The following is an 18,828-nucleotide window of genomic DNA, read 5'->3' on the forward strand; positions in this document are numbered from 1 at the left end:
GGCAGGTGCAGCAGCAGCGCCGCGAACGATGCGATCACGATCGCGATCAGCATCGCCGGCCACGCCGGCCGCCAGGCGCGCAACGCGAAGATCACGGCCGCCGAGCCGGCCCCGATCGCGAGCGCGGACCAGTTCAGGGTCGGCAGCGCATGGCCGAGCGCCGCGAGCTTCGGCACGAACGGTCCGGGTTCGGCGCCGGCCAGCGTCAGCCCGCCGAGATCATGCAACTGACTGGCCAGGATGGTGACCGCGATTCCGCAGGTGAAGCCGACGGTGACGGGGTGCGGGATGTAGCGGATCAGCGCGCCGAGCCCGGACGCGCCGATCAGCGTCAGCATCACCCCGGACACCAGCACGGTGAGCAGCAGGCCCTCGACGCCGAACTGCGCGGCGGTTGCGGCGACCAGGACGATGAAGGCGCCGGCCGGGCCGCCGATCTGAAAGCGGCTGCCGCCGAGCGCAGAGACCAGGAAGCCGCCGACGATCGCCGTGAACAGCCCGCGCTCCGGCGTCACGCCCGAGGCCACCGCGATCGCCATCGACAGCGGCAGCGCCACCACCGCGACCGTCAGTCCCGACATCACGTCGTGGCGGAATGCGCCGAGGCCATAGCCTTCGGTCAGCGTGGTCAGGAGCTTGGGACGATAGAGATGTGCGGTGGAGGAACCGTCAGGCATGGCGATAACCACAGGGAGGGAGATGAAGACAATGACGAGCGCGGGCGCTGTGCGCGGCAGGCAAGCTTGGGATTGTCGGCGCGGGCGCGGGACGAGGGATTACGGTCATTCGGCGATCTTCCGGTAGATGGCCGCGGCCTGGCGCAGCAGCCGGCTCTTGCGCTTGCGCTCATGCACGCGCTGGTGCTTGGCCTTGCGCTCGTGGGCGCGCTGCGCGAGTGCATCGGCACTCTCGAGCAACTCGCGACGGACCTCGTTGTCGTTCAGCTCGCCGAGCAGCTGCTGTCCCTTGCGCAGATGTCTGAGGACAGTGCGCCACGACGCGTAGAGATCGGCAGGCAGGCCACCTTCCGAGAACTCGATCGCGTAGCGCAGCCGCTTGCTGGCGAGCCGGACGCGATGGCGCTTGCTCTTGCCCATGCCTTGCAGCCCGCGGCTCTTCTGACACAGCTTGCCATGCCACCGCGCCAGTCGGCGCGCGTGAAACACCGCGACCGGCACGGCCCGCCGCTGCGCCGCGCGGCGGTTCTGCCGCGCGGTCCAGGGGCCGCTGCCGACCCAGTCCCACATGCCGTCGAACCATTGCCAGTAACGGTCGCTTTGCAACGCCTCCTTGAGCGCGTCGAACGCATCGGTGCGTGCGGCCTTCAGCATGCGTTCTTCGGGCAGGCCCTTGCTGTTCTCGATCGCGACGTCGAGATCGCGCGTTGCGCTGAGGTGGGCGCTCAGCCATTTCAGCTCGGATTTCAATCGCGTCCATTCGCTGTCCGCCACCATCGGGCCGTAGAAGGCGACCGCCGCCTTCAGCCGCGTCAGTCCGATACGGGTCCGGTGCAGCGCCACGGGATCGCCGGAGCTCAGGGCTTCGTGATTGGTCGCGACTTCCTCCAGGCATTCGGACAGGATCAGGCGAAATGCGGTCTCACAACGCATGGCCTGGCTGAGATGGCGTGGCCGCTTCGGGCGGACGACGCGTTCCCGGTCCGGACTTGCCCCTGACGTCATGACACTCCCGCGGCGCCGCCGGAGCCGCGACGCAACACCCCGGCTCCCGGGCAGGAAGAATTCCTGTTTGACCGCTGCCGATCAAGGGTTTTCTGCGTAGCCGTAATATGACGCTGCGGTGACGCGATCAAAATGTCGCAATCGACCCGGGCGACGGCGCTGACATGCGGTGCTTGCTCAGTCGGGGCCGCCAATTCGAGATACTTCGTGTACGAAATATCTTGATATTTCGCATGCGAAATATATAACGACGGCATGAAAGCGGAACACCGGCTGATCTTCCTGCTGACCGTGGCCTATCGGCGGGTGCAGCGCGCCATCGAGCAGGAGACGGCCGCGCATGATCTGACGTCGGCCCAGGCCGGCGTGTTGTTCTTTCTCGGGCGCAACGACGGCGCGCTGATCGGTGACGTCTCGCAGGCGCTCGACATCGTGCCGTCGGCGATGACCGGGCTCGCCGACCGGATGGAACGTGCCGGCCTCGTCAAGCGCCGGCGTGACGGCGAGGATGGGCGCAGCCAGCGGCTGCATCTGACCTCGGCGGGACAGGAGCTCGGCAAGCGCGCCGCGACGCGGACCAGGGTGATCAACAACCGCCTGATGGACGGATTCTCGGAAGCGGAGATCGACGTGGTGTCGCGTTGGCTGGCCAGCCTGCAAGAGAAGTTTCCGAAAGACAAAGATGGTTAGGGCGTTTTCAAGCTAGGGTCGCGTCAGGAAACGCGTCGGGCAAGAAGCAAGAGGAGTGAGAGCATGAGCGAAGTGGTCGTAGCGCTGGACGGTGGCGTCCTCACCGTGACGATGGCGCGTCCGGACAAGAAGAATGCGATTACCAATGCGATGTACGGCGCGATGGCCGACGCACTCGAACGCGCCGAGAGCGACTCCGCGATCCGCGCCGTGCTGTTGCAAGGTGACGGCGACAGCTTCACCGCTGGCAACGATCTCGCCGATTTCGCCGCGGTGTCGCGCGGCGTGCAGGGCGAGCGTCATGTCGGCCGCTTCCTCGCCGGCCTCGCCAGGGCGACGCGGCCGCTGGTCGCCGCCGTGCAGGGCAACGCGGTCGGTATCGGCACCACCATGCTGCTGCATTGCGACCTGGTCTACCTCGCACCGACCGCGCGGCTGATCACGCCGTTCGTCAATCTCGCGCTGGTGCCGGAGGCGGCATCGACCTATCTGCTGCCGCAGCGGATCGGCTATGCGCGGGCCTATGCGATGTTCGCGCTCGGCGAGCCGGTCGAGGCCGAGACGGCCGTTTCGATCGGTCTCGCCAACGCGGTGGTGCCGCTTGCGGATCTTCGTGCCAAGGCCCGAGCCGCGGCGGATGCGCTGGCGAAGCGGCCGTTCGGCTCGCTCCAGCACACCAAGGCGTTGATGCGCGACCCTGTCAGGATCAGCGCGCAGATGGCGCGCGAGGGTGAAATCTTCCAGGAGCGATTGATGAGCGCCGAAGCGCGCGAGGCTTTTGCCGCCTTTGCCGAGCGCCGCCCGCCGGATTTCTCCAAGATCGCTGGGTAGGCTCCGGATTTGGGGCCGTCCCGCGTGGGCGGCCCCATCGCTTTGGGGTTGACGGCTTCGCCCGCATCGAACATCTCGTGTGGCAGTACAGCGAACCCGGCGAGGCGAGGTATGAGCGACAGTCACACGCTGCGCGGCGATGGAATCGCCGCGACCATCCTGGGCCAGGGCGCCGAATTGTCGTCGCTCAGGAATGCCGGGGGAAGGGAACTGCTGTGGCAGGCCGGCCCGCAATGGCCACGCCATGCGCCGATCCTGTTCCCGATCGTCGGCCGGCTGAAGAACGACACGCTCCGTCACAACGGCAAGACCTATCCGATGACGCAGCACGGCTTCGCGCGCGACCGCCGCTTCGCCTGGATCGAGCAGGGGCCCCGGTCATGCAAGCTCGCGCTGTCAGACGATGCGGAAACCCGTGCGCGCTATCCCTTCGCGTTCAGGTTAGAGGTCACCTACAGCATCGATGGCCCCGATCTCGAGGTCGTCTTTGAGGTCATCAACACCGGCGCCGAGATGCTGCCGGCCGCGCTCGGCGGTCATCCCGCGTTCAATTGGCCGCTGGTGCCGGGGCTGCCGAAGGAAGCCTACACGCTGACCTTCGACAAGACTGAACCCGCGCCGATCCGGCGGTTGAAGGATGGATTGATGCGGCGGCAGCCTGAACCCAATCCGGTCGAGGGCAGAACGCTTGCGCTGACCGAGGAGCTGTTCGATGACGACGCGATGATCTTCGATCAGGTCGCAAGCACATCGATCCGCTTCGCGGCGACACTGGGCCCGGCAGCAGCCACGCTGGGCCCGGAGATCGAAATTTCCTGGCGCGGCTTCCGCGAACTCGGCATCTGGTCGAAGGTCGGCGGCGCACCATTCCTCTGCATCGAGCCGTGGCACGGTTTTGCCAGCCCTGCCGAGTTCGACGGCGAATTCGCCGACAAGCCCGGCGTGATGCACATCGTGCCGGGTGCCCGCCAATCTCTGAGCTATCGCATTCGCGTCGCCTGACGCCGTAGCTTGTCTTGCCGCGGCGGTCCCGCGTTCAATGCGCGCCGCGCGTGCTGAGGACGCTGGTGATCCCGCTGACCGACGGCGGGTTCTCGTGCGCCCAGGATTCATGCGCCGCCAGGTCGCGGTAATGCTCCGCCATGCGCAGCAGCCGCTCGCGGATGCCCTGGTTCTGTTCGCCCTTGGCCTGGTCGGCCAATTGAGCCGCGCGTTCAAGCAGCGTTTTCGGATCGATCACGACAGGCTCCAAATCCGGTTTCGCCACAGCATGATCCGGAAAAGTGCGAAGCGGGTTTCCGAAGAAGATCATGCTCCAAGGCGGATAACTGCCGGAGCCAAGCACAGTTCCTGCCATGGTTTGATGACAGTGCCGCAGGGAACAAGACGGACCCGTGGTATCGGCGCCGCTCGATCTAGTTGAACGCCATGCCGCCGCTCATCGCGATGGTCTGTCCGGTCATGTAGGGATTGTTGACCAGCAGCAGCACGGCCTGCGCGACCTCCTCGGCGGTGCCGAACCTGCCGATCGGAATTCGGCTGACCAGCCCGCTCTGTCCCTTCATCATGTCGGTCTCGATCAGCGACGGCGCGACCGCGTTGACGGTGATGCCTTCCTTGACGAGGCGCGCGGCATAGCCGCGGGTCATGCCTTCCATGGCTGCCTTGGAGGCGTTGTAGTGCGGGCCGATCGCGCCGGCGCCGCGCGCCGCGCCGGAAGAGATGTTGACGATGCGGCCCCACTTCCGGGTGCGCATCATCGGCAGCACTGCCTGTGTACAGAGAAACGCGGATTTGAGATTGACCGTGATGGTGCGGTCGAAATCCTCCTCGGTGAGGTCGTCGACGCCCTTGACGATGGCGATGCCGGCATTGTTGACGAGGATGTCGACCGGGCCGAGCTCGGACCTGGCGCGCTCGACCAGTCCGGCGACGGCCGCAGCCTCCGAGACGTCGGCGGCGATTGCGACCGCGCGGCCGCCGGCGGCAATGATGCCCTTCGTCAATGTCTCGGCCTCGGCCGACCGTTCGCGATAATTGACGGCGACGGCAGCGCCGGCTTCCGCCAGCATCTTGACGATCGCCGCACCGATGCCGCGCGACCCGCCGGTCACAATTGCGACATGTCCATGCAGGCTGTTGGCTGGCATCGAAGTCTCCTTCGCGTCTCCCCGCAGGTTGGCAAACCGACGGGCAGGGTGCAACGCAACCCTGCTCAAATCTGCGTTGTGATCGACGTCATTGCGGCAAAAACCGGCATTCCGGGCCGGAACAGGCCTTGCGTCCGGCGCTGGCCGGCGGCAATGGTTGGGGTATCACTCCTTCCAGCCTACCCACGAGAGTCCGATGAGCAAACTGATTGTCCGCGCCGGCGATTTCACCTTCGACGCCCGCTTCGAGGAACAGCTCGCGCCGAAGACGGTCGCGGCCTTCCGCAAGGCGATGCCGTTCGAGAGCCAGGCGATCCATGTGCGCTGGAGCGGCGAGGGCGTCTGGATGCCGCTCGGCGATCTCGACTTTGGTGTCTCCTACGAGAACCACACCAGCTATCCGGCACCGGGCCAGATCATCCTGTACCCCGGCGGCATCAGCGAGACCGAGATCCTGCTCGCCTATGGCGGCGTGCACTTCGCCAGCAAGATGGGCCAGCTCGCCGGCAATCATTTCATCACGCTGACCTCGGGGCTGGAGAACCTCACCACGTTCGGCAAGACCGTGTTGTGGAAGGGAGCACAGCAGATCCGCTTCGAGGAAGTCTGACGTGAGCGAGCCTCGCTATCCGCGCGACCTCCGCGGCTACGGGCGAAATCCTCCCGATCCGAAATGGCCCGACGCTGCCCGCGTCGCCGTGCAGTTCGTGGTCAATTTCGAGGAAGGCGGCGAGAACAACATCCTGCACGGCGATCGCGCCTCGGAGGCGTTTCTGTCCGACGTGCTGGGCGCGCAGCCCTGGGTCGGCCAGCGCCACGCCAATATCGAGACGATGTTCGAATACGGCTCGCGCGCCGGGTTCTGGCGGCTGTGGCGGATCTTCACCGAGCGGAAGCTGCCGACCACCGTATTCGGCGTCGCGATGGCGCTGAAGCGCAATCCGGATGTCGTCGCCGCGATGCAGGAGGCGGGCTGGGATATCGCCAGCCACAGCCTGCGCTGGGTCGAGCACAAGGACATGACGGAGGGCGAGGAGCGTGCGGAGATCGCGCGCGCCATCGCCGTGCATACCGAGGCGACCGGCGCCGGGCCGCTCGGCTGGTACACCGGCCGCTCCTCGATCAACACGCTGCGGCTGCTGATGGAGGCCGGCGGCCTGCGCTATCTCTGCGATTCCTATGCCGACGATCTGCCGTACTGGATCAAGGCTGCCGGCACCGTGCCGCATCTCGTGATCCCCTATACGCTCGATGCCAACGACATGCGCTTCATCAACGCGCAAGGTTTCGGCGGCGGCGACGAGTTCTACACCTATCTGAAAGACAGTTTCGACGTGCTCTATGCCGAGGGCGCGACGTCACCGAAAATGATGTCGGTCGGCCTGCATTGCCGTGTCGTCGGCCGCCCCGGCCGTGCCGCGGCCCTGATGCGCTTCCTCGACTACATCGGGAAGCACGATCACGTCTGGGTACCGACGCGGCTTGCGATCGCCGAGCACTGGCACGCCAATCTCAGGCATCTCGCCGAGCAGGCGTTCGAGATCGGCTAGCGCGATCGTTGGCGACCCGTGGCCAGTTCGCCTCGCCTGCGGCAGGGCAAGCGCATATGGCAAAAGAAACTTCGTCGTCCCGGACAAGCGCAGCGAAGCGGAGCGCAGATCCGGGACCCATAACCACAGGGCGTGGTGATAAAAGCGAGCTGGGGCCACAGCCTTGTTCAACAACAAGGCCCTGTGGTTATGGGTCCCGGCCTACGCCGGGACGACACCGAGCTTTGGCCCTACCGCCTGCGGGGAGAGGCCGGAACGCATCGCCAGATGCGTTCCGGGTGAGGGGGAACCTCAATGCCCTGCCATATGCCGGCCGATCTCGGTGAGGTCCGCCTCGCTGGCGCGGGCCTCGTGCACGAACGCGCCGTGAAACATCACGACCAGGCGATCCGACAGCTCCAGCAACTCGTCGAGATCCTCGCTGACCAAAAGCACCGCGGCACCGCGGTTGCGCGCGGCCATGATCTCGGCATGGATCTGCGCCACCGCGGCGAAGTCGAGCCCGAAGCAAGGGTTGGCGGCGATCAGCACCTCGACGTCGCCCGAGAGCTCGCGCGCCAGCACCGCGCGCTGCACATTGCCGCCGGACAGCGCCGCGATCGGCGTCTCCGGGGTGCGGGTCTTGATCTTGTAGCGGTTGATCTTGCGCTCCGCATCGCGCCTGAACGCCTTGCCGTTCAGCCACCAGCCGCCGCGGGCGAACGGGGCGCGGTCGAATTCGCGGAATGCGATGTTGTCGGCAACGCTCATGCCGCCGACGCAGGCGTTCTTCAGCGGCTCCTCCGGCAGCAGCGACATCTTGTGGCGCCGCATCTCCTCGCGGCTCGCCGCATAGGCCTCGCCCTGGACACGGATCACGCCGCTCTCGGCCTCGCGCTGGCCCGCCAGCACCTCGACCAGCTGGCGCTGACCGTTGCCGGACACGCCGGCGATGCCGACGATCTCGCCGCTCTTCACCGTCAGCGATACGCCGTGCACCGCGATCGCGCCGGCGTCGTCGAGCGCGGTGAGCCTGTCGAGCTCGAGCCGCGGCGCGCCGGTCTCGCCGGTGCGCGGCGGCTGCACCGTCAGTTGCTCGGCGCCGATCATGGTGCGCGCCATCTCGTTCGGCGTCAGCTCCGAGACCTTGCCGGTGCCGGCGAGCTTGCCGCGGCGCAGAATGGTCACCTCGTCGGCAAACGCCATTACCTCGCGGAACTTGTGCGTGATCATCAGGATGGTGAGCTCGCCTGCGACCACCATCGCGCGCAGCATGCCGAGCACTTCGTCGGCCTCGCCCGGCGTCAGCACCGAGGTCGGCTCGTCCAGGATCAGGAAGCGGCGCTTCAGGTAGAGCTGCTTGAGGATCTCGCATTTCTGCCGTTCGCCGGCGGAGATGTCGGAGACTTTTGCGTCGAGCGGCACCTTGAACGGCATCCTGCGCAGGAAGGCTTCAAGCTCCTTCTTCTCCTTGCGCCAGTCCACCACCGAAGGCACGTCGTCGCGCGCCAGCACCAGGTTCTCGGCGACCGTCATCGCCGGCACGAGGGTAAAGTGCTGGTAGACCATGCCGAGCCCGAGCGCATGCGCGTTCTTGGGGTTGGCGATGCTCTGCTGGCGGCCGCCGACGATGATGTCGCCTTCGGTGGCGTGGTAATAGCCCATGATGCATTTCACGAGCGTGCTCTTGCCCGCGCCGTTCTCGCCCAGCAGCGCGTGGAACGAGCCGGGGCGCACCTTGAGCTCGACATTGTCGAGCGCAAGGAAGTCGCCGAATCGCATCGTCATGGCGATGGCATCGACACCGAACGCGCCTGCCGGTGCGGGCGGTTCGCCGATGATCACGACAGCGCCCCGATCAGGTCGGCGGATCTGGTCACCGCACCGAACACGCCGCCCTGCATCTTGATCATCTTCAGCGCGTGGTCGTGATTGCTCCTGTCGGTCGCGCCGCAGCAATCCTCCACCAGCACGCATTCGAAGCCGCGATCATTGGCCTCCCGCATCGTGGTGTGGACGCAGACGTCGGTGGTGATGCCGGTCAGCACGATGTTCTCGATGCCGCGCAGCCGCAGCATCAGCTCCAGATCAGTGGCGCAGAACGAGCCTTTTCCGGGCTTGTCGATGATGGGTTCGCCCGGCAGCGGCGCGAGATCGGGGATGATGTCCCAGCCCGGTTCGCCGCGCACCAGGATGCGGCCGCAGGGGCCGGGATCGCCGATCCCGGCGCCAATCTGCCGCGAGCGCCAGCGCTTGTTGGCGGGCAGGTCGGCCAAATCGGCCCGGTGGCCTTCGCGGGTGTGGATGACGTGAAAGCCCTGCGCGCGCATCACCGCGAGCAGCTTCTTGATCGGCTCGATCGGCGCCCGGGTCAGCGACAGGTCGTAGCCCATCTTGTCGACATAGCCGCCGACGCCGCAGAAATCGGTCTGCATGTCGATGATGATGAGCGCCGTATTCTCTGGCCGCAGATCGCCATTGTAGGGCCAGGCATAGGGCTCGGACTTGATGAAGCGCTCGGGCATGAATGATCTCGCGGTCTATCGGGTGATGGACAATTCGGCGGGCGCGCCGGTCAGCGTGCGCTTCGGCGAGCAGGTGACGATCATGATCGCCAGGGTCAGGATGTAGGGCGCGGCATTGAACAGGTGATAGCCGGAGGTGATGCCGACCGATTGCAGCGCGGGCCCGAGCGCTGCGGCGCCGCCAAAGGCGAGCGAGGCCCACAGGCAGAGCATCGGGTCCCAGCGTGCGAAGATCACCAGCGCGACCGCGGTGATGCCTTGTCCCGAGGAGAGGCCTTCGTTCCAGCTGCCGGGATAGAACAGCGACAGGAACGAGCCGCCGATGCCGGCGAGGAAGCCGCCGACCATGGTGGCGCGCAACCGTATCAGCAGCACCGAGTGACCCATCGCGCGCGCCGCATCCGCGCTCTCGCCGGCGGTGCGGATCAACAGGCCCCAGCGCGTGGTTCTGAACGCCCAATACAGCAGCGGCGCGATCGCGACGCCGATCAGGAACAGCACGTTGATGCGCAGCGCCGCGCGCAACTGCGGGATGTCGCTCCACCAGCCGAAATCGATCGCCGGCAGTCGTGCCGCGGTCGGCTCGATCAGCGGCTTGCCGAGGAAGAAGGCGAGGCCCGTGCCGAGCAGCATCAGCGCGATGCCGACCGCGATGTCGTTGACACGGGGGAGCGAGCAGATGCCGGCATGCAGCGCGCCGAACAGGGCGCCGGTGACACCGGCCGCGAGCACGCCGAGCCATGGCGAGCCCGTGAGATACGAGATGCCGTAGGCGCTCATCGCGCCCATCACCAGCGTGCCTTCGAGGCCGAGATTGATGCGGCCGCTCCGCTCGGTGATGCACTCGCCGAGGCTGACGAACAAAAACGGTGTCGAGACGCGGATGGCGCCGCCGAACACGGCGAGCGGGACGGTCCAGAGCCCGAGCGATGCATCCGCCATGTCAGGACTTTCCCTTCAGGAAGCCGATCCGTCCGTAGAGCGCATCGCTCGCCAGCACGAACACGAAGATGATGCCTTGCAGCACCAGCACCGAGGCATCGGGCAGGCCGAGCCGCCGCTGCAACAGGCCGCCGGAGGCCGAGATGCCGCCGAGCAGGATCGCCACCGGAATGATCGCCAGCGGATTCTGCCGCGCCAGGAACGCGACCAGAATGCCGGTGAAGCCATAGCCCGCCGCGAGATTGGCGTTGGTGCGGCCCTGCACGGCCGCGACCTCGATCATGCCGGCGAGCCCGGCGCTGCTGCCGGCGAGGAAGCAGACGGTCATGATCAGCTTGCCGACCGAAAGCCCGACGATCTTGGCGGCGCGGATGTTGCCGCCGGCGACGCGCGCGGCGAAGCCGAACGTCGTGTGATAGATCAGGATGTAGGCGGCAACGGCCGCGACGAGGCCGAACACCAGGCCCCAATGCACGTCGGTGCCGGGGATGCTGCCGATCATGTTGGCGGCGCCGATCTCGCGCGTCGACGGCTTGTTGAGGCTCGCCGGATCGCGCATCGGCCCCTCGACCAGATGGTTCAGGATCGCCAGCGCGATATAGACCAGCAGCAGGCTCGAGATCGTCTCGTTGACGCCGCGATACTGCCGCAGGCCGCCCGACAGCGCGATCCAGAAGCCACCGCCGATCATGCCCGCGATCACCATCGCGATCTGCACCACGATCGGCGCTGTGCCTTGCAGCGCCAGCGCCGCCGCGGTTGCCGACAGCGCGCCGATCAGCAGCGCGCCTTCGCCGCCGATGATCACCATGCCGAGTTGCGCCGGCAGCGCGGTGCACAGCGCGGTCAGGATCAAAGGCGCGGCGCGGGTCAGCGTGTTCTGCCACGAGAACCAGGTGCCGAACGCGCCGTAATACATGTAGAAATAGAGATCGAGCGGGTTCTTGCCGTAGAGCGCGACAAAGCCGCCGAACACCGCGAGCGCGCCGACCAGCGCCGCGCCCGGGATCAGGATGTATTCGATGCTCGCGCCGTAGCGCTGGAGGAAGCCGGGATCGGCGGCCGGAGCAACGCCGGCCGCCTCCACCGATTCCGCCGCCTCGGTCGTCACGCGGTGGCTCCGATCACGCCCTCGACCAGATAGTCCATCTTCTCGAGTTCGGGATCCTGCTGGCCACGGTCGGTGCCGCCGGCGATCACGGTCTTGCCCTTGTTGTCGGCGATCGGGCCCTTGAAGATGGTGAAATCGCCGGCCATGAACTTGGCCTTGACGTCGTCGGCATGCTTGCGCGCTTCGGCCGAGACCATCTCGCCATAAGGCGACACCTTGACGATCTCTTCCTTGAGGCCGCCGCGATAGAAGTTCGGGATCGTCTCTCCAGCCACGATCATCTTGACGAATTTCGGATACAGCGCCTCCCAATTCCATTCGGCGCCGGTGAGATAGGCCTTCGGCGCCAGCGGCGCCTGGTTGACGTGATAACCGCACACCATCGCCCCGCGGCGCGCGGCGTTCTCGACCATCGTCTTCGGACCGTCGACATGGCAGGTCAGCACGTCGACGCCCTGGTCGATCAGGCTGTTGGTGGCCTCGGCCTCCTTGACCGGCATCGACCAGTCGCCGGTGAAGATCACCTGCGTGGTTGCCTTCGGATTGGCGAGCCGGGCGCCGAGCGTGAACGCGTTGATGTTGCGCAGCACCTGCGGGATCGGCTTGGCGGCGACGAAGCCGAGCTTGCCGCTCTTGGTCGAATAGCCGGCGACGATGCCGGAGATGTATTGCGCCTCGTCGATGTAACCGAAATAGCTGCCGGCGTTCTTCGGGTCCTTGTCGGTCCACAGCCCGCCGCAATGCTCGAAATGCAGCTTCGGAAACTTGGTCGCCATCTTGACGACATGCGGGTTGTAGTAGCCGAACGAGGTTGGAAACAGCAGCGTGGCGCCGTCGAGATTGACCATCGACTCGATGGTCTTCTCGACTGCGTCGGTCTCCGGCACCTTCTCTTCCTCGATCACCTTGATGCCGGGCAGCTTCTTCACTGCCGCCGCGCCCTGGGCGTGGGCCTGGTTGTAGCCGTAGTCGTCGCGCGACCCGACATAGATGAAGCCGACCGTGGTCTCGGCCGCGGCCGCGCCGCGCACCCCGAGCGCGCTGCCGAATGCCAGCGCCGCGCTTCCCTGCAATAAGTGCCGTCTTGAAATCCTGCCAAAATCCATCGCCTGCTCCCTCCGGCGGGTCCGGCCCGCCTGTCCTTGTCGCAGCCGCCATAACGGCGTCGCTTGAGGGAGTGTCGCAAGCTTCGTGCCAGAGCACGTTTGGCGATCATGGCTCCGTAAGCATCTGAATATGCAAGGTAACACTGAGCAATGTGAGGTTGATCAGAGCTCGATCGATGTCGATATGCCTATTTTATAGGCGATCTATCGTCGTTGTATGCAATGGCGTTAAGCAGTCGGTAACCGGCCGGCGGCGGCTACCGGCGTGGTTGGGGTTCGGTGATTTGCCGGCTGGTCAATCGGATCGGGCCTGCTACGAGTGAGGCCATGCAGCCGGACTTCGGGCCCGGGTTGGACTGATGGGAAAGACCATGAGCGAGAACAAACCGTCCGCCTTTGGCGCCGAGATCGTGGCGCGGATCGATCAACTCGCGGCAATCTCCGAGACTTCAGAGCATCTGGCCCGCGTCTTCCTCACGCCCGAACACCGCAAGGCGGCCGATCTGATCCTGTCCTGGATGCGCGAGGCCGGCATGAGCGCGCATCTCGATGCGATCGGCAATGTCTGCGGCCGTTATGAGGGCGAGCGGCCGGGGCTGCCGGCGCTGGTGCTTGGCTCGCATTACGACACCGTGCGCGATGCCGGCCGATGGGACGGCCCGCTCGGCGTCATCACCGCGATCGCCTGCGTCGCCGATCTGAACCGGCGCGGCAGGCGGTTGCCGTTCGCGATCGAGATCGTCGGCTTCGCCGACGAGGAGGGCGTGCGCTTCGCCTCGACCCTGCTCGGCAGCCGCGCGGTGGCCGGCACGTTCGACGAGAGCGTGCTCAACAGCCGCGATCGCGCCGGCATATCGATGCGCGATGCGCTGATCGCCTTCGGGCTCGATCCCGATCATATCGGCAAGGCGGCCCGCGCGCGCCGCGAACTGCTCGGCTATGTCGAGCTGCATATCGAGCAGGGCCCGGTGCTCGAACAGAAGAAGCTGCCGGTCGGCGTCGTCAGCGCGATTTCAGGCGCGACCCGGCTCGCCGCCAACCTCACCGGCGTTGCGGGCCATGCCGGCACCGTGCCGATGCCGTTGCGGCGCGATGCGCTTGCAGGCGCCGCCGAATGCATCGTTGCGATCGAGCAGTTTTGCAGGAGCGACGATTCTGGCCTGGTCGGCACCGTCGGCTATATCGACGCCATGCCCGGCGCCACCAACGTGATCCCGGGCAAGGTGTCGTTCACGATGGACATCCGCTCGCAGAGCGACATGCATCGCAAACGCGCCGTCGCCGACATCGTGCGGCAGGTCGAGGCGATCGCCAGGCGGCGCGAACTCGGTTTGCAGATCGACGTCACCCATGAGAACCGCAGCGTGCCCTGCGCGCCCTGGCTGAAGACGCAGCTCGCGGCCGCCGTCGCGGCCGAGGGGCACGCCGTGTTCGAACTGCCGAGCGGGGCAGGGCACGACGGCATGGCGATGGTCGATGTCGCCGATATCGGCATGATCTTCGTGCGCTGCCGCGGCGGCGTCAGCCACAATCCGGCCGAGCATGTCGCGCTGGAAGACGCCAACACCGGCGCGCTTGTGCTGCTGCGATTTGTCGAGAATTTCCGAGCGCAGGCTGGTTGAGACAAGATCTGTTGTGCCAGCCTCCGTCATTGCGAGGAGCGATAGCGACGAAGCAATCTATCTTTCCGCGTTTGCCGATCGATGGATTGCTTCGCGTCGCTCGCAATGACGGCTGAGGGAGCTGCGCCGGCCGTTTGGCGCCAGAATTCCTGGTCCAGTTGGCCGTTTTCGCCGCCGGAGAAGGAAACTCTCCGCGGGCCATGCGACGGAAAAGGCCTTTCCAACCGACGCGGGCAAAAGGCATTTCGTTACCCTTGCTTCCGACCCCGTCGTCGCGACATTCTCCTCACGTTCCAGATGGTCACGATGATGAGCCAATCCACATTCGATCCCTTCGGTGAGCCGGTTCCCGCGGTCGATCCTTCGATCGCGAGCGCGGGCGTGTCGAAATGGCTGAAGACGGCGGGGACCAGCGTGTTCTGGGTGCTGGTGGTCGGCATCGTGCTGGCGCGGGCGGTCTATTTCGAACCCGGCGTGTTCAGCTTCGAGCATGCCGTGGCGTGGGCGCAGGGTCTGTTCGCCGCACTTTAGCGGACGACGCGCGGGGCGTCGCCTTCGTACCCTTTGTCTCTCGAATGATGCCCTCGAACGCGACCGCCGCCGGCACGTCGAGCCGGCCGGGCGATTTCAATTGCCACAGCGTGCGTTCGATATGGACGCCCTTGATCGGGATCACCTTGAGCTTCCCGAGCCTCACCTGATCGTCGATCGTCGCAACCGACACGATCGCCACCCCGACACCCGCAGCCACCGCCTGCTTGATCGCCTCGGTGCTGCCGATTTCCAGGGTTCGCTGCGGCTCGACGCGGTGGGCGGCGAGCGCCTGCGCGACCACCTCGCGGGTGCCTGAACCCGGCTCGCGCACGATCAGGATCTCATCGTTCAGCGACCGGATGTCGATCGGCCCCTGCACCGCCGCGAAGCGGTGATCCGGAGCCGCGATCAGCGCCATCACATCGGTGCGCCAGGCCTCGCTGATCAGGTTCTCGTCCTCGACCGGTCCCTCGACCAGCGCGCTCTCGACCTCGTGCCCCAGCATCAGCGCCGCGATGTCGCTGGTATTGGCGCTCACCACATGCAGGTCGATGCCGGGAAAGGCGCGGTGGAACACGCCGAGATATTCCGGGATCATGTAGGTCGCGATCGTCGTGCTGGCGCCGATCCGCAGCGAGCCGCTGTCGAGGTTGCGCAGCGCCTGCAATTCGTCCTCGGCGGCGCGCTCGGCCGCGAACAGCGTTTCGGCATGCCGGGCCAGCGCCGCGCCCTCCCGGGTCGGCCGCACCCCCTTCGGCGTGCGGTCGAGCAGCCGGCAGCCGACCTGCAACTCGAAATCCCGCACGCCCTTGGAAATCGCGGGCTGGCTGATGTGCAGCAGGTCGGCGGCGCGGGAGAAACTTCCGCTTTTCGCCACCGCCGCGAACAGGCGGAGCAGGTGCAGGTTGAGGGACATAACTTCTCTCTATCGGGGCAGTCCGAAAAGATATTAGCCAAGGAGTGGGGTCTGGCGCATAAAATCTTCTCCGAAAAGAGGATTTCGTGCCGGAACAAGAACAACATCAAGGGCAGCAGCAGGGGGCGCTGAAGCGCATATTCCTGCTCATTCCGGGCATTCTGCTCTGCGGGGTGGTCACCGTCATCTCGCTCGGCGTCCAGGCCGTCGAGGAGCGGGTTTTCGACCACCCCTATATCGAGGCCCTGGTCGTCGCCATCCTGCTCGGCATGGCCGTGCGCACCGCCTGGGAGCCGTCCGAGCGCTGGCGCTCCGGCATCGCCTTCAGCGCCAAGCAGTTGCTCGAGGTCGCCGTGATGCTGCTCGGGGCCTCCATCAGCTTCGCCGCGATCGTGGCGTCGGGCGGGCTTCTGATCGGCGCCATCGCTGCGACCGTCGTCATCATGCTGGCCGTGAGCTATGGCCTCGCTCGCCTGCTCGGGCTGAAGAGCAAGCTCGCGATCCTGATCGCCTGCGGCAATTCGATCTGCGGCAATTCCGCGATCGCGGCCGTGGCGCCGGTGATCGAGGCCGATGGCGACGACATCGCCTCGTCGATCTCATTCACCGCGATTCTCGGCGTGCTGATGGTGCTCGGCCTGCCGCTGCTGATTCCGCTGCTGAAGCTGACGGCGACGCAATACGGCATCCTCGCCGGGCTCACGGTCTATGCCGTGCCGCAGGTGCTGGCGGCGACCGTGCCCGCCGGCATCGTCTCGACCCAGATCGGCACGCTGGTGAAGCTGGTGCGGGTCTTGATGCTGGGCCCGATCGTGGTCGCGCTGTCGCTATTCGTGGCGCGGCGCCGCAAGAGCAGCACCGGCGCAAAGGCCGCGTCGATCAGCCCGTTCAAGCTGGTGCCCTGGTTCATCATCGGCTTCCTGGTGCTGGCCGCGCTGCGTTCGTTCCAACTGGTGCCTGACATCGCGATCGCGCCGGTGACCAAGACGGCGGCCATCCTCACCGTGGTCTCGATGGCCGCGCTCGGGCTTGGCGTCGATGTTCGTGTGCTGTCGACCGTCGGCGGCCGGGTGACGGCCGCGGTCACGTTGTCCCTGATGCTGCTGCTCGGCTTGAGCATCGGCCTCGTGCACTTCTTCAAGTAGCCGCTACTCGGCGGCCTTCGCGGTCTTGCCGAACATCCGTGTCGGTGCGGGGAAGCCGCATGACGTGCCGTCGGTGATCTTGACCTGGTCTTCCCAGGGCAGACGGAAGCGGCCGGACACCATGTCCTGCATGAAGGTGTAGGGGCAATCCATCGCGCCGCCTTTCACCGCGACATAGCCGCGATGCCAGAGCTGATAGATGTTGTTCTCGACGCCCCAGTTGATCCGCGCCTCGCGCACCAGGTCGGGCCGCACCTCGGCGGTGATGATCTCGTCGGCCCGTCCGGTGGTGCCGTGCGCGATGATGCTGCCGTCGAAATTGACGACCATGCCTTCGCCCATCGAGTCGAACGACCCGTCCGAGCCGCACATGCAGACATTGGCGGTTACCATCAGGTTCTGGAACGCGTTGGCCTGGTTGGTGAAGCGCCAGCTGTCGCGGATCGGTGCGGTGTAGCCCGCGGTGCGGATCATGATCTCCGCGCCCTTGTAGGCGCATTCGCGCGCCATCTCCGGGAACATGCCGTCGTGGCAGATGATCAGCGCGAGCTTGGCGCCGTTCGGTCCGTCGATCACGGGAATGCCGATGTCGCCCGGCTCCCACGGCTCGACCGGAATCCAGGGATGGAATTTGCGGTAGTACAGCTTGATCTCGCCGTGATCGTCGATGATCAGCCCCGAATTGTACGGGTTGCCGTGCGGGTTGAACTCCATGATGGAGAAGCAGCCCCAGATCTTGTTGTCGATGCAGGCCTGTTTGAAAGCCGCGACTTCAGGCCCGTCGAGCCGGCACATGATCTCAGGGTTGGTATCCATCGAGAGGCCGTGCAGCGAATATTCGGGGAATACGACCAGGTCCATGGTGGCGAGATTGCGCCGCGCCTTGCCGACCATCCAGACGATGCGCTCGGTCTGCCGCGCCAGATCGGCTTTGGTCGCGACCACGGGCAGTTGCAACTGCACCAGTCCGATCACGACGCCATTCGGCGATTTGTTGAGACCGCCAAGTCCGTTCATGCCTGTCCTCCCGCTCATTACGACGCACCGCGTCATTTGCGCGAGCGATCGATCCTCGTCCGCTCAGGCTCCCAGCTAGCAACGATCATGCCAGCAGCATCGGACGATCGGCAAATCAGCTGCCGGTGATTGCGTAGTGGCACGCGGTTTGCTTAATCAAGCGCGGATCTTCTCGCATTCGGGGGAGTGCGCCATGGCGAATTCAAGCGGGACAATCGCGGCGGAGCCGGCGCCGATCACGCTCGACTGGAGCAAGACCGCGCTCGTCATCATTGACATGCAGCGCGATTTCATGGAGCCCGGCGGGTTCGGCGAAACCCTCGGCAATGACGTCAGCCAGCTCGCCCGCGCGGTGCAGCCGATTGCCGCGGTGCTCGCGGCGGTGCGCGACGCCGGCTTGCTCGTGGTCCATACCCGCGAGGGCCATCTGCCCGATCTCTCCGACGCGCCGCCGGCAAAGGTCGAGCGTGGTGCGCCGAGCTTGCGGATCGGCGATCCCGGGCCGATGGGACGGATCCTGATCCGCGGCGAGGCGGGCCACGACATCATTCCCGAGCTCTATCCGCAGGACAGCGAGATCGTGATCGACAAGCCCGGAAAGGGCGCATTCTACGCCACCGAATTCGCTGACATCCTGCAAAAATACGGCATCGAGAATCTGCTGGTCTGCGGCGTCACCACCGAGGTCTGCGTCAACACCACGGTGCGCGAGGCCAACGACCGCGGTTACCGCTGTGTCGTGATCGCGGACGGCTGCGCGTCCTACTTTCCGGAATTCCACGAGATGGGCCTGAAGATGATCAAGGCCCAGGGCGGCATTTTTGGGTGGGTCACTGATTCAGCCGCGGTGCTGGAGGCGCTCGGAGGTTGAAGCGAGATGAGATTGGGCTGCGGCCGCGAATAGGGGCGCTACCTATCGCGTTTGCGGCGCGGAAGCGTTGGGGCGCATGCTCCGGACTCCGGGACGCCCGCTTTTCATGGTCGAAGCAGACACTCGACCCGACGTCGGGGATAACGCCTCGCAGAAG

Annotated in this window: 20 protein-coding genes; 9 read left to right on the forward strand and 11 right to left on the reverse strand. The window is 65.9% G+C overall.

Annotation, left to right across the window (positions count from 1 at the left end; all coding sequences use genetic code 11):
* Together B2W55_RS19060 and B2W55_RS19065 are read right to left on the reverse strand one after the other, a co-directional pair.
* Positions 1-677 (reverse strand): SulP family inorganic anion transporter (locus B2W55_RS19060; RefSeq protein ID WP_291532269.1); only part of this gene is annotated, 677 nt, incomplete at its 3' end.
* A 105-nt stretch (positions 678-782) separates the two neighbouring features.
* Positions 783-1,682 (reverse strand): CHAD domain-containing protein, encoded by a 900-nt coding sequence (locus B2W55_RS19065; RefSeq protein WP_244442183.1) that lies wholly within the window; start codon positions 1,680-1,682, stop codon positions 783-785.
* 255 nt (positions 1,683-1,937) lie between these two features.
* Here B2W55_RS19065 and B2W55_RS19070 point away from each other — a divergent pair, with 255 nt between their 5' ends.
* The 3 genes from B2W55_RS19070 (at position 1,938) to B2W55_RS19080 (ending at position 4,205) form a co-directional block, all read left to right on the forward strand.
* A complete protein-coding gene (locus B2W55_RS19070) occupies positions 1,938-2,372 on the forward strand; it encodes a MarR family winged helix-turn-helix transcriptional regulator (RefSeq protein WP_024580732.1) in 435 nt (144 codons plus the stop codon).
* Positions 2,373-2,435: 63 nt separating this feature from the next.
* Entirely contained in the window at positions 2,436-3,203 is a 768-nt protein-coding gene (locus B2W55_RS19075; RefSeq protein ID WP_024580733.1) for an enoyl-CoA hydratase-related protein, read from the forward strand.
* 111 nt (positions 3,204-3,314) lie between these two features.
* On the forward strand, positions 3,315-4,205 hold the full coding sequence (locus B2W55_RS19080; protein WP_024580734.1) for an aldose 1-epimerase family protein: 891 nt from the start codon (positions 3,315-3,317) through the stop codon (positions 4,203-4,205).
* Between the two features lie 34 nt (positions 4,206-4,239).
* On the opposite strand, the gene B2W55_RS19085 is transcribed toward B2W55_RS19080, so the two are convergent.
* Both B2W55_RS19085 and B2W55_RS19090 read right to left on the reverse strand, forming a co-directional pair.
* Entirely contained in the window at positions 4,240-4,515 is a 276-nt protein-coding gene (locus B2W55_RS19085) for a hypothetical protein (protein WP_244442184.1), read from the reverse strand.
* A 103-nt stretch (positions 4,516-4,618) separates the two neighbouring features.
* Positions 4,619-5,353, reverse strand: a complete 735-nt coding sequence (locus B2W55_RS19090) for an SDR family NAD(P)-dependent oxidoreductase (RefSeq protein WP_024580736.1) — start codon at positions 5,351-5,353, stop codon at positions 4,619-4,621.
* Between the two features lie 196 nt (positions 5,354-5,549).
* On the opposite strand from B2W55_RS19090, the gene B2W55_RS19095 reads away from it, so the two are divergent.
* Together B2W55_RS19095 and puuE are read left to right on the forward strand one after the other, a co-directional pair.
* Positions 5,550-5,963, forward strand: a complete 414-nt coding sequence (locus B2W55_RS19095) for a DUF3830 family protein (protein WP_024580737.1) — start codon at positions 5,550-5,552, stop codon at positions 5,961-5,963.
* Position 5,964: 1 nt separating this feature from the next.
* Positions 5,965-6,903 carry an allantoinase PuuE gene (gene puuE / locus B2W55_RS19100; RefSeq protein WP_024580738.1) on the forward strand — a complete coding sequence of 313 codons (939 nt, stop codon included), beginning with the start codon at positions 5,965-5,967 and terminating at the stop codon, positions 6,901-6,903.
* 291 nt (positions 6,904-7,194) lie between these two features.
* On the opposite strand, the gene B2W55_RS19105 is transcribed toward puuE, so the two are convergent.
* From B2W55_RS19105 to B2W55_RS19125, 5 genes are read right to left on the reverse strand one after another with little or no spacing between them, the layout of a single operon-like run.
* Entirely contained in the window at positions 7,195-8,727 is a 1,533-nt protein-coding gene (locus tag B2W55_RS19105; RefSeq protein WP_024580739.1) for an ABC transporter ATP-binding protein, read from the reverse strand.
* Positions 8,724-9,407 carry a cysteine hydrolase family protein gene (locus B2W55_RS19110; protein ID WP_024580740.1) on the reverse strand — a complete coding sequence of 228 codons (684 nt, stop codon included), beginning with the start codon at positions 9,405-9,407 and terminating at the stop codon, positions 8,724-8,726. Before B2W55_RS19110 ends, B2W55_RS19105 begins: the two co-directional genes overlap by 4 nt.
* Positions 9,408-9,422: 15 nt before the next feature.
* Positions 9,423-10,349 (reverse strand): ABC transporter permease, encoded by a 927-nt coding sequence (locus B2W55_RS19115; RefSeq protein ID WP_024580741.1) that lies wholly within the window; start codon positions 10,347-10,349, stop codon positions 9,423-9,425.
* 1 nt (position 10,350) lies between these two features.
* Positions 10,351-11,460: an ABC transporter permease gene (locus B2W55_RS19120; RefSeq protein ID WP_024580742.1), complete on the reverse strand. Its 1,110-nt coding sequence runs from the start codon at positions 11,458-11,460 to the stop codon at positions 10,351-10,353.
* Entirely contained in the window at positions 11,457-12,566 is a 1,110-nt protein-coding gene (locus B2W55_RS19125) for a BMP family ABC transporter substrate-binding protein (RefSeq protein WP_024580743.1), read from the reverse strand. The genes B2W55_RS19120 and B2W55_RS19125 overlap by 4 nt, the downstream gene beginning before the upstream one ends.
* A gap of 371 nt (positions 12,567-12,937) precedes the next feature.
* On the opposite strand from B2W55_RS19125, the gene B2W55_RS19130 reads away from it, so the two are divergent.
* Positions 12,938-14,188: an allantoate amidohydrolase gene (locus tag B2W55_RS19130; RefSeq protein WP_162487052.1), complete on the forward strand. Its 1,251-nt coding sequence runs from the start codon at positions 12,938-12,940 to the stop codon at positions 14,186-14,188.
* 309 nt (positions 14,189-14,497) lie between these two features.
* Positions 14,498-14,719, forward strand: a complete 222-nt coding sequence (locus B2W55_RS19135) for a hypothetical protein (RefSeq protein ID WP_024580745.1) — start codon at positions 14,498-14,500, stop codon at positions 14,717-14,719.
* Here the strand turns inward: B2W55_RS19135 and B2W55_RS19140 are convergent.
* Positions 14,667-15,638, reverse strand: a complete 972-nt coding sequence (locus tag B2W55_RS19140; RefSeq protein WP_024580746.1) for a LysR family transcriptional regulator — start codon at positions 15,636-15,638, stop codon at positions 14,667-14,669. The two genes, B2W55_RS19135 and B2W55_RS19140, sit on opposite strands and share 53 nt — an antisense overlap.
* Before the next feature lie 86 nt (positions 15,639-15,724).
* On the opposite strand from B2W55_RS19140, the gene B2W55_RS19145 reads away from it, so the two are divergent.
* A complete protein-coding gene (locus tag B2W55_RS19145) occupies positions 15,725-16,783 on the forward strand; it encodes a YeiH family protein (protein WP_024580747.1) in 1,059 nt (352 codons plus the stop codon).
* A gap of 3 nt (positions 16,784-16,786) precedes the next feature.
* Here the strand turns inward: B2W55_RS19145 and B2W55_RS19150 are convergent, their stop codons facing one another.
* The gene (locus tag B2W55_RS19150; protein ID WP_024580748.1) at positions 16,787-17,800 is read right to left on the reverse strand and encodes a formamidase; all 1,014 of its coding nucleotides are present in this window, start codon (positions 17,798-17,800) and stop codon (positions 16,787-16,789) included.
* 193 nt (positions 17,801-17,993) lie between these two features.
* On the opposite strand from B2W55_RS19150, the gene B2W55_RS19155 reads away from it, so the two are divergent.
* Positions 17,994-18,671 (forward strand): cysteine hydrolase family protein, encoded by a 678-nt coding sequence (locus tag B2W55_RS19155; RefSeq protein ID WP_024580749.1) that lies wholly within the window; start codon positions 17,994-17,996, stop codon positions 18,669-18,671.
* The last annotated feature ends 157 nt before the right edge of the window (positions 18,672-18,828 follow it).

Origin of the sequence: Bradyrhizobium sp. UBA2491 (genome assembly GCF_002341725.1) — a bacterium.
GTDB lineage: Bacteria > Pseudomonadota > Alphaproteobacteria > Rhizobiales > Xanthobacteraceae > Bradyrhizobium.

Bases quoted from the DNA above. Each gene is read 5' to 3' on its own strand.
- B2W55_RS19095 (WP_024580737.1), top strand. From the start codon at position 5,550: ATGAGCAAACTGATTGTCCGCGCCGGCGATTTCACCTTCGACGCCCGC.
- B2W55_RS19140 (WP_024580746.1), bottom strand. From the start codon at position 15,638: ATGTCCCTCAACCTGCACCTGCTCCGCCTGTTCGCGGCGGTGGCGAAA.
- B2W55_RS19115 (WP_024580741.1), bottom strand. From the start codon at position 10,349: ATGGCGGATGCATCGCTCGGGCTCTGGACCGTCCCGCTCGCCGTGTTC.
- B2W55_RS19130 (WP_162487052.1), top strand. From the start codon at position 12,938: ATGAGCGAGAACAAACCGTCCGCCTTTGGCGCCGAGATCGTGGCGCGG.
- B2W55_RS19125 (WP_024580743.1), bottom strand. From the start codon at position 12,566: ATGGATTTTGGCAGGATTTCAAGACGGCACTTATTGCAGGGAAGCGCG.
- B2W55_RS19135 (WP_024580745.1), top strand. From the start codon at position 14,498: ATGAGCCAATCCACATTCGATCCCTTCGGTGAGCCGGTTCCCGCGGTC.
- B2W55_RS19075 (WP_024580733.1), top strand. From the start codon at position 2,436: ATGAGCGAAGTGGTCGTAGCGCTGGACGGTGGCGTCCTCACCGTGACG.
- B2W55_RS19090 (WP_024580736.1), bottom strand. From the start codon at position 5,353: ATGCCAGCCAACAGCCTGCATGGACATGTCGCAATTGTGACCGGCGGG.
- B2W55_RS19155 (WP_024580749.1), top strand. From the start codon at position 17,994: ATGGCGAATTCAAGCGGGACAATCGCGGCGGAGCCGGCGCCGATCACG.
- B2W55_RS19080 (WP_024580734.1), top strand. From the start codon at position 3,315: ATGAGCGACAGTCACACGCTGCGCGGCGATGGAATCGCCGCGACCATC.
- B2W55_RS19065 (WP_244442183.1), bottom strand. From the start codon at position 1,682: ATGACGTCAGGGGCAAGTCCGGACCGGGAACGCGTCGTCCGCCCGAAG.
- B2W55_RS19070 (WP_024580732.1), top strand. From the start codon at position 1,938: ATGAAAGCGGAACACCGGCTGATCTTCCTGCTGACCGTGGCCTATCGG.
- B2W55_RS19110 (WP_024580740.1), bottom strand. From the start codon at position 9,407: ATGCCCGAGCGCTTCATCAAGTCCGAGCCCTATGCCTGGCCCTACAAT.
- B2W55_RS19085 (WP_244442184.1), bottom strand. From the start codon at position 4,515: ATGATCTTCTTCGGAAACCCGCTTCGCACTTTTCCGGATCATGCTGTG.
- B2W55_RS19150 (WP_024580748.1), bottom strand. From the start codon at position 17,800: ATGAACGGACTTGGCGGTCTCAACAAATCGCCGAATGGCGTCGTGATC.